This window comes from Puia sp. P3, from assembly GCF_050632245.1.
GTDB lineage: Bacteria > Bacteroidota > Bacteroidia > Chitinophagales > Chitinophagaceae > Puia.
On record NZ_CP192583.1, the window covers coordinates 7,310,840 to 7,325,035 of the forward strand.

General features: G+C 54.7%; 17 protein-coding genes and 1 pseudogene. 10 read left to right on the forward strand and 8 right to left on the reverse strand.

What is annotated here, in order from left to right; translation table 11 throughout:
- Window positions 1-9: 9 nt before the first annotated feature.
- Both ACQ86N_RS46175 and fabG read right to left on the reverse strand, forming a co-directional pair.
- Entirely contained in the window at window positions 10-1,584 is a 1,575-nt protein-coding gene (locus ACQ86N_RS46175) for a SulP family inorganic anion transporter (RefSeq protein WP_431212957.1), read from the reverse strand.
- A gap of 402 nt (window positions 1,585-1,986) precedes the next feature.
- Entirely contained in the window at window positions 1,987-2,736 is a 750-nt protein-coding gene (gene fabG / locus ACQ86N_RS46180; protein WP_431212958.1) for a 3-oxoacyl-[acyl-carrier-protein] reductase, read from the reverse strand.
- A gap of 94 nt (window positions 2,737-2,830) precedes the next feature.
- On the opposite strand from fabG, the gene ACQ86N_RS46185 reads away from it, so the two are divergent.
- Together ACQ86N_RS46185 and ACQ86N_RS46190 are read left to right on the forward strand one after the other, a co-directional pair.
- Window positions 2,831-3,493: a hypothetical protein gene (locus ACQ86N_RS46185; RefSeq protein WP_431212959.1), complete on the forward strand. Its 663-nt coding sequence runs from the start codon at window positions 2,831-2,833 to the stop codon at window positions 3,491-3,493.
- Entirely contained in the window at window positions 3,486-4,001 is a 516-nt protein-coding gene (locus ACQ86N_RS46190) for a hypothetical protein (RefSeq protein WP_431212960.1), read from the forward strand. Before ACQ86N_RS46185 ends, ACQ86N_RS46190 begins: the two co-directional genes overlap by 8 nt.
- Here the strand turns inward: ACQ86N_RS46190 and ACQ86N_RS46195 are convergent.
- The 3 genes and pseudogenes from ACQ86N_RS46195 to lptB form a co-directional block, all read right to left on the reverse strand.
- Window positions 3,976-4,617 (reverse strand): hypothetical protein, encoded by a 642-nt coding sequence (locus ACQ86N_RS46195; RefSeq protein ID WP_431212961.1) that lies wholly within the window; start codon window positions 4,615-4,617, stop codon window positions 3,976-3,978. The genes ACQ86N_RS46190 and ACQ86N_RS46195 overlap by 26 nt on opposite strands.
- Before the next feature lie 134 nt (window positions 4,618-4,751).
- Window positions 4,752-5,492, reverse strand: a pseudogene (locus ACQ86N_RS46200) (GH3 family domain-containing protein); the annotation flags it as partial.
- A 79-nt stretch (window positions 5,493-5,571) separates the two neighbouring features.
- Complete coding sequence (gene lptB, locus ACQ86N_RS46205; RefSeq protein ID WP_431212962.1) at window positions 5,572-6,297, reverse strand: LPS export ABC transporter ATP-binding protein; 726 nt, start codon at window positions 6,295-6,297, stop codon at window positions 5,572-5,574.
- Between the two features lie 193 nt (window positions 6,298-6,490).
- Here lptB and ACQ86N_RS46210 point away from each other — a divergent pair, with 193 nt between their 5' ends.
- Complete coding sequence (locus ACQ86N_RS46210) at window positions 6,491-7,444, forward strand: methylenetetrahydrofolate reductase (RefSeq protein WP_431212963.1); 954 nt, start codon at window positions 6,491-6,493, stop codon at window positions 7,442-7,444.
- Here ACQ86N_RS46210 and ACQ86N_RS46215 read toward each other — a convergent pair.
- Genes ACQ86N_RS46215 through ACQ86N_RS46225 form a run of 3 tightly spaced genes read right to left on the reverse strand, consistent with a single transcriptional unit; the run spans window position 7,413 to window position 10,773 of the window.
- Entirely contained in the window at window positions 7,413-9,374 is a 1,962-nt protein-coding gene (locus tag ACQ86N_RS46215; RefSeq protein ID WP_431212964.1) for a peptidylprolyl isomerase, read from the reverse strand. The genes ACQ86N_RS46210 and ACQ86N_RS46215 overlap by 32 nt on opposite strands.
- A gap of 2 nt (window positions 9,375-9,376) precedes the next feature.
- On the reverse strand, window positions 9,377-10,417 hold the full coding sequence (locus tag ACQ86N_RS46220) for a redoxin domain-containing protein (protein WP_431212965.1): 1,041 nt from the start codon (window positions 10,415-10,417) through the stop codon (window positions 9,377-9,379).
- Window positions 10,360-10,773 (reverse strand): DUF4369 domain-containing protein, encoded by a 414-nt coding sequence (locus tag ACQ86N_RS46225; protein ID WP_431212966.1) that lies wholly within the window; start codon window positions 10,771-10,773, stop codon window positions 10,360-10,362. The genes ACQ86N_RS46220 and ACQ86N_RS46225 overlap by 58 nt, the downstream gene beginning before the upstream one ends.
- 168 nt (window positions 10,774-10,941) lie before the next feature.
- Here ACQ86N_RS46225 and ACQ86N_RS46230 point away from each other — a divergent pair, with 168 nt between their 5' ends.
- The 7 genes from ACQ86N_RS46230 (at window position 10,942) to ACQ86N_RS46260 (ending at window position 14,019) form a co-directional block, all read left to right on the forward strand.
- The gene (locus tag ACQ86N_RS46230) at window positions 10,942-11,187 is read left to right on the forward strand and encodes a hypothetical protein (protein ID WP_431212967.1); all 246 of its coding nucleotides are present in this window, start codon (window positions 10,942-10,944) and stop codon (window positions 11,185-11,187) included.
- Entirely contained in the window at window positions 11,153-12,130 is a 978-nt protein-coding gene (locus ACQ86N_RS46235; RefSeq protein WP_431212968.1) for a class I SAM-dependent RNA methyltransferase, read from the forward strand. Before ACQ86N_RS46230 ends, ACQ86N_RS46235 begins: the two co-directional genes overlap by 35 nt.
- Before the next feature lie 28 nt (window positions 12,131-12,158).
- Window positions 12,159-12,257, forward strand: a complete 99-nt coding sequence (locus ACQ86N_RS46240; protein WP_431217875.1) for a hypothetical protein — start codon at window positions 12,159-12,161, stop codon at window positions 12,255-12,257.
- A gap of 73 nt (window positions 12,258-12,330) precedes the next feature.
- Entirely contained in the window at window positions 12,331-12,960 is a 630-nt protein-coding gene (locus tag ACQ86N_RS46245; protein WP_431212969.1) for a rhomboid family intramembrane serine protease, read from the forward strand.
- A 117-nt stretch (window positions 12,961-13,077) separates the two neighbouring features.
- Window positions 13,078-13,299, forward strand: coding sequence for a hypothetical protein (locus ACQ86N_RS46250; protein ID WP_431212970.1), 222 nt, complete (start codon window positions 13,078-13,080; stop codon window positions 13,297-13,299).
- A gap of 5 nt (window positions 13,300-13,304) precedes the next feature.
- Entirely contained in the window at window positions 13,305-13,487 is a 183-nt protein-coding gene (locus ACQ86N_RS46255; protein WP_431212971.1) for a rhomboid family intramembrane serine protease, read from the forward strand.
- Window positions 13,426-14,019, forward strand: coding sequence for a DUF6576 domain-containing protein (locus ACQ86N_RS46260; RefSeq protein WP_431212972.1), 594 nt, complete (start codon window positions 13,426-13,428; stop codon window positions 14,017-14,019). Before ACQ86N_RS46255 ends, ACQ86N_RS46260 begins: the two co-directional genes overlap by 62 nt.
- The last annotated feature ends 177 nt before the right edge of the window (window positions 14,020-14,196 follow it).

A 14,196-nucleotide genomic window follows, 5' to 3' on the forward strand; every position in this document is an offset into this window, starting at 1 on the left:
CGGGGCGGTTCACGCCGCCTTTACATCGGACTCCCCCTGTACCCCCACCGCCTGATGCGCGGTCTTGTACAGACTCTTCCTGATCTCGACGCGGATATTCTTCAGATGAGCGTGGTGCATGAACTCATTGATCACGTCTACCACGTCCTTGTCGATAAAATCCGCCCGCGTAAGATCGATCAGCACATATGACTCCCCGGGAACGCCCTCCAGCTTGTCCTTTACGATAGGCTTGTTCAGGAAGGATACGTCTTTCCGGAAACGCAACAGGTACTTGTTCTGGTCGTGTACGATCATCACCGCCGAGCGAAAATTGCTCCTCACAAGGAAGAAAAGGGCTACTCCGATGCCGATCAGGATCCCGATCAGCAGGTCGGACAAAAGAATGGCAATTATAGTCACTACAAAGGGCACGAACTGATCCCAGCCCCTCGAATGGAATTCCCTGAAGAGGGTGGGCTTGGCCAGCTTGTAGCCGGTCATGATCAGAATGGCCGCCAGCGCACTCAGCGGAATCGCATTCAAAAGACCCGGTATCAGCAGGACAGACAACAGCAACAACATGCCGTGCGTAATGGTCGAAAGACGGGACCTGGCGCCGGCATTCAGATTGGCGGAGCTACGAACGATAACCGAAGTTATAGGCAGCCCGCCCAGCATACCCGAGACGAGGTTCCCGATGCCCTGCGCTTTCAGCTCCCTGTCGGTCGGAGTACTGCGATTGTAAGGGTCGAGCTTGTCGATCGCCTCGATGCTCAGCAGGGTCTCCAGGCTGGCGACGAGCGCGATAGTCAGACCGGTTACCCACACATGATAGTTGCCGAGATACTGCCAGTCGGGCAGCCGGAAAAAGCCAACAAAACTTGAAAAGTCCTTCGCTACCGGCAGGCTGACGAAATGGTTGGCAGCCAGATCCCAGTGCCCGCCGACACGCTGAAGCCCGATGCTGATGAGCGTCCCCACGACGACGACGACCAGCGGCCCCGGGATGAACTTGAACAGCGGCCTGCTCTTGAAAAATGGCAGATCCCACAGCAGCAATATCCCGATGGATATAAGGCCGATGACGACGGCGCCCAGCGACAGGAAGTTCAGCGAATACAACAGCTCGGAAAATGTGTTCTCCCGGTCGATCTGGAAGAAGGCCTCGTCTCCGGAAAAGTTCTTGTCATACCCGACAAGATGCGGCAGCTGTTTGAGGATCAGGATGATCCCGATGGCGGCCAGCATTCCGCGGATCACGGAGTTGGGAACATAGTCGCCGACGATACCGGCCTTTATAAAGCCAAAAACTACCTGCAGCACGCCTGCAATGACCACGGACAACAGAAAAGCCTCATATACCGGCAGCTTGCCGATAGCCACGACCACTATGGCGGTAAGACCCGCGGCCGGACCGGCAACGCTAAGATTGGAACCGCTCAGACTGCCGATGACCACGCCACCGACGATGCCGGCGATGATACCCGAGAACAACGGGGCGCCGGACCCCAGCGCAATACCCAGACACAGCGGCAGCGCAACAAGAAATACTACAACGGCCGACGGTATATCCGCCGCTGCATTACGAAACAAATTTTTCATAATAGAATTAGTTAGGATAAAATAAAATAGAAGCCTGTATGTATCCTAACAATTCGGTGGGGAGTGGGAATATCGTCCGCATGCCGGCTGGGGAGCTCGACGACGATGACATGCGTCACCTTGGATTCGCTCTGCGAGCTCAATTGGACCAGGGTAGGAGAATAAACGGGCAGAAAGTTTTTTGAAGATCATCTCCGGGACGGGCAGAAGAATCATCGGCATGCACCAACTCTTCCGTGACCTGACCGCCAAGCAGCCAGGCAATAGTTTGCCTCAGCGGTAACAGCTGTGCGCTTAATACCACCAGAAGAAAAACAGATATGATCTTTCGAGCTCTCAAGAGCCGTAAAAATAGGCAAATTTGGTCAAAAGGGCCAGAGGACCGGCCCTTTTACAATTTCTTTATATATTCAGCCCCCCGCAGGTGCTGATGACCTGTCCTGTTATATAGGAACTCATATCACTCGCTAAGAACAATGTCGTATCGGCTATCTCATCGGCCCTGCCAAAACGGCCCAGCGGAATGCTTTCGAGGAACTTCTTCGCCCCGTCGCCTTCCTTCAGGTAGTGCGTCATATCGGTCTCGACAAACCCGGGAGCGATAGCATTGCAACGGATATTCCGGCTGCCCAGTTCTTTCGCGACAGATTTTGTAAAGCCGATGATCCCGGCCTTTGACGCGGCATAGCTGCTCTGACCCGCATTCCCGCTGACACCGACGATCGAGCTCATATTCACGATAGAACCCTTCTTCGCCTTCATCATCGGACGGATCACCTGCTTGGTCATATTATAGACACTCTTCAGGTTGACATCGATCACCTCGTCCCACTGTTCGGGCGTTAGACGCAGCAGGAGATTATCTTTGGAGATACCCGCGTTGTTGACACAGACATCAACCGTACCGAATTCTTTTGTCACATCGTTGACCAGCGCCTCGCACTCCGCATAGACGGCGGCGTTGCTCTTATACGCTTTTGCTTTTACCCCGAATCCTTTTAGCTTACTCTCCAAAGCAAGGGCTTTTTCTTCGCTGCTCAGAAAAGTAAAGGCGACATGTGCTCCATGTTCCGCTAATTTGATGGCGATGGCTTCTCCGATGCCTCGGCTTGCGCCGGTAACGATTGCTATTTTATTTTCGAGTAATTTCATGCGCCAAATATATGAACTCCTTATGAATCGCCCCCCATCCCGGCTGACCGCCCTGTCTCATCGCCTTCGCCGCGGAGACCCTTAGCGTCACCTGGTGCCTGAAGCCCCCGGCTGGGCGCCCCGGCTGTCCATTCCCTATTTTCTGTCCGGGATCGCCATCGCCATTTTCCTGCTGAGGCTACCCGTCCTGAATATACCCCGGCTAAACCTGCGCGGACGGAAAGACCCCGTCACCGTCTACCGCCTGGCCGCTATCGGCCTGATGGGCATGATCCTCTACACCTGGTGCCGCATCTGGTTCGAAGACTGGACCATCGATATCGCCAATGCCGATATGCTGCCCGTCATAAAGGTGATGGGCGAACGCTTTCTCGCCGGCGAGCACAGCCATATCTACGACCGTATTCCGTGGATCTGGAACGGCGTACAGCCCATCTATCTCCCCGCCATGTGGCAGCCCTATGTGCCCTTTATCGCCATGGGCCTCGATATGCGCTGGGTTACCGCCGCCTGCCTCCTCTTCTCCTTCGGGGTCTTCGTAGCGATCTACCGCCCGCAGACACACCGCTACCTGTCCTTTTTCCTGGCGGTGATCGCCTTTCTCCTGTTCTGGTGGATAGTAGCCGACAATACGGCGGGTATCATCAGCGTGTCGGAAGAGGGAACCGTCATTGCCTACTATGTATTGCTGGTCCTTGCCCTGGTCTCGGGCAGGCTCCTGGCTGACCGGCATCGCCGCCTCGCTGTGTATGCTTAGCCGTTATGCCTTTATCGGATGGATCCCCGCATATCTCCTGTACCTGGTGCTGGAGCGCCGGTGGAAATATCTTTTATGGTTCGCGCTGTCGGGTGCCGCCTGCTTTGTCCTCTTTTTCCTGATCCCCGTCGGTTGGAGCACCTTCGTCCGGCTGGCCACCCTGCCCGGCGACTATATCGCCTTTGCCGCCCGCGTATGGAAAGACAGCCCCGACGTCTTTACCACCGCGCCGGGACTGGCGTGGTTCTTTGGCCCGCGCCGGATAGCCGAGCTGCACCGCGTGCTTGTCATCGGTAGTTTTACCGCGCCATTGCTGTTCATGGCTTTTTCTTACTGGAAATTCCGGGAGAAGCGACCGGCCAACCTGCCCCTGGCGATGCTCAAGCTGACGCTGGTGGTCTTTTACTGTTGTATCGACGTGCCGTATCTCTATCTGTTCTATACCTCGTCGATGGTGAGTCTTGTGGCGGTGACGCTTGCCCTTAGAGAGAAGGTAGCAACGCCTTGATCTCGTCGATATATTTTCTATCATTCGACAGCCGCGGCACCTTGTGCTGTCCGCCCAGCTTGCCCTTGCTTTTCAGCCACGCGGTGAACACACCCTTCCCCAGCGCATGCACGATCGGCAGGCCCAGCGCGATATTCTTGTGCCGCTTCGCCTCATAGTCGCTGTTGATGCCCTGAAGGGCCTTGTCCAGTTCTTCGACAAAGGCCGGCATATTGCCCGGCTCCTGCTCGAACTCGATCATCCACTCGTGCGCCCCGCTGCCGCCCTCCGAGCTCAGATAGACCGGCGCCGCCGTATAGTCATTCACCACCGCCCCCGTCTTCTGACAGGCAATGGCAATGGCCTTATCCGTATTGTCCACGATCACCTCTTCCCCGAAGGCGTTGATAAAATGTTTCAGCCGCCCGCTGACCTTGATCCGGAAAGGGTAGCGGCTTACAAATTGGATCGTATCCCCCAGCAGATAGCGCCAGAGTCCCCCGTTGGTATTGACCACCAGCGCGTAGTTCCGGCCGAGCTCGACATCGGCCAGTCCGATCGTCTCGGGGTGTGGTTTGCCATATTCTTCCACCGGCATGAACTCCATGAAAATGCCGTGGTCGAGGAACAGGACCATGCCGTCGTCGTTCGGATTCCCCTGTGCGGCAAAAACCCTTCGCTGGCATTGTACATGTCCAGGTAGTGGATGTCCTTTCCGATCAGCTTTTTGAATTGCTCCTGATAGGGGGTAAAAGCGACGCCGCCATGGATATACAGCTCCAGCGAAGGCCAGACCTCCGAGAGCGAGCCCTTGCCCGTTATCTCCAGGATCCGCCGGATCAGCACCAGCGTCCAGGTCGGCACCCCCGAAATGGACGTCACGTTCTCTGCGATGGTGTTCCCCGCCAGTCGCTCGATCTTGTCCTCCCATTCGTCCAGCAGGGCTATACTCAGCTCGGGCGTCCGGATCCAGTGGCCCCAGAAAGGCGAGTTCTGCAGGAGCACGGCGCTCAGGTCGCCATAGTGCACGTCCTCATTGACCTGGCTGATGGTATGGCTGCCTCCGATGACGAGACCCTTGCCCGTCAGGAGGTCGGACTCGGGGTTGAAATTATAGTACATGGTCAGCACGTCCTTGGCGCCCTTGTAGTGGCAGTCCTGGAGGCTCTCTTCGCTGACGGGGATGAATTTGCTTTTGTCGCTGGTCGTTCCGCTGCTCTTGGCGAACCAGTTGATAGGCGTGTTCCAGAGGATATTCTGCTCACCGTTCATGATCCGCTGGATATACGGTTTCAGATCGTCGTACTCGTGGATGGGTACGGCGTTCTTGTATTCGCGGATCGAGAAGATTTTGGAAAAATTATACTTCCGGCCAAACTCGGTGTATTGGGCCGAGGTTACCAGATGTTGCAGGACTTCCCTCTGCACATCGATAGGGTTATTCATCCAATGATCGATGCGCTCCTGGCGAAATCTGGCAAGTCTTGATATGGCCGGGCTCAATAACTTCATATCTGTTCACGTTCACCGGCAAAATAACTAATCGGCGGGACATGGCGAAGAAAATCGGGCACTGGCGCGGCCGGCCTTCCTATTCACTGTGGCTTGACCGCACCACATCTTCCAGACCTTTGCGGGCTTCTTCGTGGAGATAATCCTTACGTTTGAGTTCGAAATTCCGGCCCAGATAAAGCCGCCGGACCTGTTCGTCCTCAGCCAGCTCTTCTGCCGTGCCGTGCTTGAAGATCTTTCCGTCTATCAGCAGATACGCGCGGTCGCAGATGGAGAGGGTCTCGTTTACGTTATGGTCGGTGATCAGAATGCCGATATTCCTGAATTTGAGCCGCGCTACCACGGTCTGGATATCTTCCACCGCAATGGGGTCAACCCCGGCAAAAGGCTCGTCGAGGAGGATGAATTTGGGGTCTACGGCCAGCGCCCTGGCGATCTCGGTCCGCCTCCGCTCGCCCCCGCTGAGGGAGTCCCCGTTGTTCTTCCGGACATGGTGCAGGTGGAATTCATCGAGCAGCGCTTCCAGCTTCTCTCTCTGCTGGGTCTTGCTGAGTTTGGTCATCTCGAGCACCGACCGGATATTGTCCTCTACAGAAAGCTTCCGGAATACCGAAGCCTCCCTGGGGAGATAGCCGATACCCATCTGGGCCCGCTTGTACATAGGCAATCGGGTGATATTGACGTCGTTGAGAAAGACGTCCCCGTCATCGGGCTTGATCAGCCCCACGACCATGTAAAAAGTGGTCGTTTTCCCCGCTCCGTTGGGGCCAAGCAAACCCACGATCTCCCCCTGTTCGAGCTTCACTGAAACATGGTTTACCACAGTACGGTTGTGATAAGTTTTTACAAGATCCTCGGGAATGAATGATAAGACTCAAATCAACTCGTTTTGCCCGCAATTTACGCCCCGGACGGCAAGCTACAAGCTAATCCGGTAAATTTATAGGTGTTTTAAGACATATCGATTATTTTGCGCCCAAAAGCAAGGAATAGCCGCCATGAAGGTCATCGATCATATCCAGCAAGCAAAATCCACCCTCGTCTCTTTTGAAATTCTTCCTCCTCTTAAAGGCAAGACCATCAGCTCTATTTACGAGCACCTGGACCCTCTGATGGAGTTCAAACCCGCCTTTATCAACGTTACCTATCACAGGAGCGAGACGATGTTCAAAAAGAAGACGGACGGGACATTCGAAAAGGTCGAGGTCCGCAAACGGCCTGGTACCGTAGGTATTTGCGCGGCCATAATGAACCACTACAAGGTCGACGCCGTTCCCCACCTCATCTGCGGCGGTTTCGGCAAGCGCGAGACGGAAGACGCCCTGATCGACCTCCATTTCCTCGGAGTGGACAACGTGCTGGTACTCAGAGGCGACGCCGCGAAGAACGAGAGCTCCTTCGAACCCGAGCCCAACGGCCACCGCTTCGCCATCGACCTTCTGAAACAGGTGGTTTGCCTCAACCAGGGCGTCTACCTCGAAGAAGACATCAAGAATGGCGGGAAGACCAATTTCTGCATCGGCGTCGCCGGCTACCCCGAAAAGCATTTCGAAGCCCCCAACCTCGATACCGACCTGATGTATCTCAAACAAAAAGTCGAGGCGGGTGCCGAATACATCACCACTCAGATGTTCTTCGACAATCAGAAATATTTTGATTTCGTAAAGACCTGCCGCGAAAATGGTATCAACGTACCCGTCGTCCCAGGTCTCAAACCCATCACCAATAAGAAACAGCTTAGCATGCTCCCGAAGGTATTCCACGTGGACCTTCCCACCGAGCTATCCAGCGCGATCCTCAAATGCAGGACCGACGCGGAAGTTGAGGTTGTCGGAACCGAATGGCTGATCCACCAGAGCCGCGAGCTGAAAGCGGCAGGCGTCCCCGTGCTGCACTACTACACGCTGGGTAAGCCAAAGGTTATCGAGACGGCTGTAAGGGCAGTGTTTTAACTACCTGTTCATCTATTTTTACGGGGTATTTTTTCTTCAGCGCTTCCACCCACTGGTCTTCGAGCCAGCTCTGGTAGTCGTTGATCACGAATCCGCGTGCGTCCCTGTAGTTACGGGGCGACCGCTGCGGATACGCATTCAGGACATAGGCAAATCCCACGGTATTATCCGCATTATTCGTGACAAAGGAGGTAAAGCCACCGGGACTGACAGGACCACCGCCCGCAACACCGGGTATCTGGGTCAGTTCGTAACGGCCGCTGTCTGCCTGCACGGAAACGCCGGCGCTGTCGGCCCATTGCCTCCAGTTATGGACACCGTGCGTCTGCAGTTTGGTCTTCAGGTCTTCCGCCATTGTCTTGTTGGCACACGTGAACAGCAGGGCGTCGGCGCTGCTCTCCCACCAGTATTTGTTCTTGTGGGATTCGTAGTAGTTGTGCAGCCCCGCGCTGTCCGTGGAAGCCTTGTCCCATATCTTGCGCTGCATGATCTCGAAAAGGAGATTCCCTTCTTTGAACTCCGTCAGCTGAAAGGCAAAGTCCTTATTGTAGTCCTCGAGATGACTGCGGTAATAGTCCATGGCGACCCGCTCGACCCAGCGCTCGTAGAGGTCTTTGTTTCCCTGCAGGCCCGCTGTCCGGGGTCCTCTCACCGTACGCACATAGTCCAGCCAGTCTTTTATGGAGTACGACCGGCGCGCAAAGGATATGAGGACGGTGTTGAAGTTGAGGCTTCCGTAAGAGCTGAAGCCCATATTTCGCATAGCGCTGTCCGTGAATGCCGAGAGATCCGTCTCCGGCAACGAAGCGCGCTGCATTTCCGTCTGCTGATAAATGCGCGCGTACAGCGCCCTTCTGGAAACCTCTATCCGGGGATCGTTGAGGACCTGCTGCTTCAGGCTGGCGTCGGCCTCTTCGTCGTACTGTTTTGGGAAAGGTTTTTTAGAGACCAGCTTCAGTATATGATAGCCAAAATCGCTGACAAAAGGCCTGCTTATCGCGCCTTCCCTGTCCAGGGCAAACGCCGTTGCCTCGAACGTGGAATCATAACGGCCGACACCGAATTCGGGGAGCTCCCCACCCAACTGATAGGAGAGATTGTCTCCGCTGTTGGTTTTGGCAAGGGTCGCAAAATCGACCCCTTTCTGCAGGAGGGCATAAATGGAATCCGCCCGGTGGCGCGTAGCGGCTTTCACGGCATCGGTAGCGCCCGGAGGGAAGGCCACCAGTATCTGCGCGATCTTGATCCGGCCAAGAGCCTTTCGCTCGCCTTCGTTCTTAAAAATATGGTAACCGCCCTTACTGCGGAATGGTTTGGAATACTGTCCCGCCGGCGTCGAATACGCCAGGTTCTCCAGCACATAGGGCAGCGTAAAGACGGTGATATAGCCAAGGTCCCCCCCGTTGCCCTTCGCCGAAGGGTCTTCCGAATACGTCTTAGCCACTTCGCCGAACTTCTTTCCCCGTCGCAGTTCGCCATAGGCGAGCATCGCCTTTTCATAGGCCCTGGCGGTGTCGAGTACCGACGCATTCTTAGGAAGGGCGAAATAAATATGGGCGATATGGACGTCCTTTTGTCCCCGGATAAACGCTTCTTTTACCAATCGGTCGAGGCTGGTCTCGTCCTTGAGATAGTTCTCCGCCACCTGCATCCGGAAATTCTGCAGCTCCGTACGCTGGCCGGCCAGGGTATCCAGCTGCGCCTCATAGGCCGCACGGACTTTTAATTTGTAGCGGATATATAGTTCGAGATAGTCGCGATAGGCCTTATCGGAAGGCTTACTGCCGTTGTTGTTCTTGTTATAGGCTTTCAGGAACTCGTCCCTGCTGATGCCGGAACCATCGACAGTAAAAAGAGGCTGCGCCCGGGCCCGGGCAATCAGAAGGAAAAGGACAGGAGTAAGAAGTATCTTTCTCACCGGTAAGCTCATAATCAATTGGATTTTGCGTGCTGCATTTTCAGGTTAATAACTTCGTCCAGCTGCTGATACGAAAGTTTTTTGGCAATGATCCGTTTGTCTTTGTCCAGTAAATAGAGGATGGGGGTTTGATAAACATCGTACAGCTGGCGGAAATTGGGTTGCCCCGCTTTTTCCGTCGCCTCCTGATGTTCCTTCGTTTCATAAACGTGTATCCAGTCGTTTAAATTGTGATCTTTAATGAATTGCGTCCAGGCCTCCCTGCCACCGTCGACCATCACTCCATAGAGTTTTACCCCTTCGCGCTTCCATTTTGCCTGGAAAATGGAGTCCACCTTCGGGACCGTCTCCTTACAATGACTACAGGTAGCGTCCCAGAAACAAATAACGACAAAGGGCGCCTGCACGTCGTACAGCGGCATGGGCTTCCCGGCACTGTCGACCATCTCCAGATTGGGAGCGGGCTGTCCGATCAGATTGGCCATCAGGCTATAAGCCCTGTTGTTCAGGAAGGTTCGGTATTTCTCGGTAAAGAATTCCGTCTGCCCGGTATTGATATATTTCTCGAACAGATGTACGAATACGGCGTCCTGGCCCATATACTCGGGGTTGACATACTTCTGTACGAAGTAGACCATCAGATACTGGAACATCGGCTTGCTTACCCTTGCCTGCAACAGCATCATGTCCGCCTCCCGCTGGATAGAATCCGCTTCCGGCGCGACCAGGTTCCGGAAATATTTGTCCAGCCTCGGTTCGAACACCGGTGTCCGCGCCAGCCTTTCGTCAGTAAAAGAGATCCCGTCCCAGTAGTGGGTTTTGAAATACCGGTAGGCGTAATTGCTGTCGTATTTGCCCCCCGGCTGCTTTGCCGCGGGAGGGACATCTGGCTCTTTTAACAAATGGAACAGCGTTGTCAGGAGCCCATTGGGGTATTTGGTGGCCAGCTGCTCGCGATAGTTCTGGATATCGGTGTTCAGTGTCTTTATTTTATCCCTCAGTTTCGTGGAATCGGCTTTGCTATGCGCGGAGGCGAGCTGGGTTGTCGCGGCCATGATTGCCGCTCCCTTTTCGGCCGTATAACGGGTATACCCTGGAAGACGATATTCTCCTGTGATCCGGTAAAAACCACACTGTTCGGCAGGCTGGCCGTATCGGCGGCAATGGAGAAATGCTGTGCGCTGTCGATCAGGAGCTCGAACAGGATCGACCTGGCCGGGCTAACGACAAAATAAACCCCTCCCGGGAGTCTGTCCTTTCCGCTGAACACCCCTTCACCGCTGGCGTTGAGCTGGGCAGAGTCGGCAAGCGCCTTGATCTTTCCGTAATAATAACCCAGATATACTTTTCCTGCCGTATATGGCTTGAGATGAAGACGGATGGAGTGACCGGCCTGAGCCTGGGCCTTCACCAGACACAGACAGGCTGCCAGGGGACAATAGGATTTTATTCATACTCGCGTAAATTTAGCCATAGATTTGCAGCTGTGAGAAAAAAAACAAAAACATAGTCCTGTCGAAAGTTCTGGATCGAGGACTACGCGGCAGAAGGTAAATCTCTCGCCAGGGTGGACGGTAAGGTGATATTCATAGAAAATGCCATACCCGGAGACGTCGTGGATGTTAAACTTTCCAAAAATAAAAAGGACTGGGCCGAGGGTTTTATCACCGCATTTCACGAATATTCACCCGACCGGGTAGAGCCTTTCTGCTCCCATTTCGGGGTCTGCGGCGGCTGCCGCTGGCAGATGCTGCCCTATCCCCGCCAGCTCGCAGTACAAACAGCAACAGGTGGCAGACGTCCTGGAAAGGATAGGGAAGGTTGAACTGCCGCCGATCAGTCCGATAGTCGGCGCCGAGAACCCGAAATACTATCGCAACAAGATGGAGTACACCTTTTCCAGCAGGCGCTTCCTGCTGCCCTCCGAGCTCCACGATCCCAATGTCAGCTCCGAAAAGAACGTGGCCGGATTCCACGCCAAAGGCCTTTTTGATAAGGTCGTGGACATCGACACCTGCTGGCTGCAGGGCGAGCCGACCAATTCCCTCCGCAAGGCCGTCCGCGACTATGGACTAAAGAACGGCCTGTCATTCTATGATATCAAGGCGCACCAGGGCTTCCTCCGCAACCTGATGCTCCGGATCTGCACCACGGGTGAGGTGATGGCCAATCTGGTCATCGGGTATGAGGACGAGGATACGACCCGCAAATTGGCCGATCATTTGCTGCAACAATTCCCCGAGTTGACCACACTCTTATATACCGTGAACGGCAAATGGAACGACAGTATTAACGATCTGTCGCCCAAAGTCCTCCACGGGAAGGGCCACGTGATCGAGAAACTGGAGGATTTTAGCTTCAAGATAGGTCCCAAGTCCTTCTTTCAGACCAATACCCGGCAGGGAGAAAGACTCTATCAGGTGACCCGTGAATTTGCGGAGCTGACGGGACGGGAGACGGTTTATGACCTGTATTGCGGCACCGGCAGCATCGGCATCTTCGTCAGCCGGCAGGCGGCGCGGATCGTGGGCGTGGAGGTGATCGCCGAAGCGATCGGGGACGCCAGGGAGAACGCCACGCTCAACGGCATCGGCCATGCGTCGTTCTATGACGGAGACGTGGTGGACGTGTGCGGCGACGGATTTTTTGAGACCCACGGAAAGCCCGACGTCATCATCACCGACCCGCCCAGGGCGGGCATGCACGAAAGGCTGGTGAACAAGATCCTCGGAGATTGCGGCGCCGACCGTCGTCTACGTCAGCTGTAATCCGGCGACCCAGGCACGCGACCTGCGTCTGCTCAACGCAAAATATGCCGTGACCAGGGTGCAGCCGGTGGATATGTTTCCGCATACCCATCATATTGAGAACATCGTGCAGCTAAAGTTCAGGTAGTGGCGGGCCGCCGTTACTACCGGTGAAAAGCGTTATTTTTGAAAGAATAAAAGACTTATAATAGGAATAGCTTATGTATGGACTTCGATTTCCGCCGGTAATCAAGAATCTGGTAATTCTCAACATACTGATCTATCTGGCCCAATATACCATGGGCGCCGCCTGGGACGCCCGGCTGGTCAATCTCTTTGGGCTTCACGACGTACACTCGGTCTATTTCCGTCCCCACCAGCTGATCACCTATGCTTTTCTGCACGGCGGCTGGGATCACGTGCTTTACAATATGCTCGGTCTTTGGATGTTCGGCGCCATGCTGGAGACACACTGGGGTGCCAAACGTTTCCTGATCTTTTATGTCGTCAGCGCCGTCGGTGCGGCGGTCGTTCACCTGGCCGTGCTGTATTTCGAGATGGTGCCGGTGATGGCCGAGTTCCATTCCTATCCGATGGCCGTCCAGCAGGAATACCTTTATAGCCCCGCTCTGGCGGTCAATATTCCTACGGTCGGCGCGTCCGGCGCTGTCTTTGGCTGTCTCGCCGCTTTGGCCTGGGTCTTCCCGAATGAATACATTTACTTCAATTTTCTCTTTCCCATTAAAGCCAAATGGCTCGCATTGGGCTATGGATTGCTGGAGCTCTTCTACGGCGCCCGTGCCAGCGCCGGCGATAATGTGGCCCATTGGGCCCACCTCGGAGGGGCCTGATAGGCCTGATACTGGTTATATACTGGAATAAGACAGACAGGCGAAATTTTTACTAAACTCTTATAGGTGATCAGGTGTTAAGAAAGTAACTTCACAAGTATAATTTTTATGCGGGTAATGGAAGATAACTATCGCAAGAGGATGGGATTGGGACAGGATGGGAATGCTCTCGTTCAGTTGGTGGTGATCAATGCGGTGCTGTTCGCTATCCTTCAGTTCATTTCGGTTATTTATTCCATGAACAGCATCCCGGTCGGCCGTTTCAACGTCAATATCCGCGACTGGTTCTATCTCCCCCAACATTTGACAAGCTCTCCTCCCGTCCCTGGACAATCCTGACCTATATGTTCTCGGATCTGTCCGTATGGCGTTTTATCGGCAACATGTTCTGGCTTTGGGGCTTTGGCTATATCCTCCAGGACCTTACCGGCAACCGCAAGCTGATCCCGATCTATTTCTACGGAGGTGTGGCCGGAGGCCTCCTCTTCGTACTGGCCTATACCGTTCTGCCCGGTCTGCACACCTGAGGTCGTCGCCTCCCAGCAGCCCGGCGCGGATCTTATCACCATGGGAGGGGCAGGCGCCGCGATCATGGCCGTGGCCGTGTCTACTACGACCGTCGCCCCCGACTACCGCATCTTCCCGATGATCAATGGCGGGATACCGCTGTGGATCCTGACATCCGTTTTCGGGCTGGTGCAGATGGCCAGCATCCCCCGCGGCGACAGTGCGGCTTATATCGCCAGCCTCTCGGGCGCAGGCGCCGGCTGGCTCTTTATTTTCTTCCTCCGCCGGGGATATGACGGCAGTATTTGGATCAATCGGTTTTTTGACTGGGTGAACGACCTGTTCAACCCGAACAAAAGGAAAAGGGGCCGTTCTCCCAAAGACGAGTTCTATTACAAGGTCTCCGGTACCCAGCCTTTCAAGAAGATACCCAACGTCACCCAGCAGCGTATCGACGAGATACTCGACAAGATCAACCAGCAGGGTTACCGGTTCCTCACCGACGAGGAAAAAGAGATCCTGAAAAGGGCCGCGGACGAAGAAGATTTGTAACTTAGGGTAAGTCATGGCGAACATTGGAAAATTCACCCGGCGGGCATTTATCGCACTGAACATTGTTGCTGTAGTCCTCTTCCTGCTGGCATGCGCTAATCCTTATCTGCATCCCGGGAAATGGTGGTTTGTCGCCCTGCTGGGACTTATTTTCCCGCTGCTGCTGCTCGTGACCGG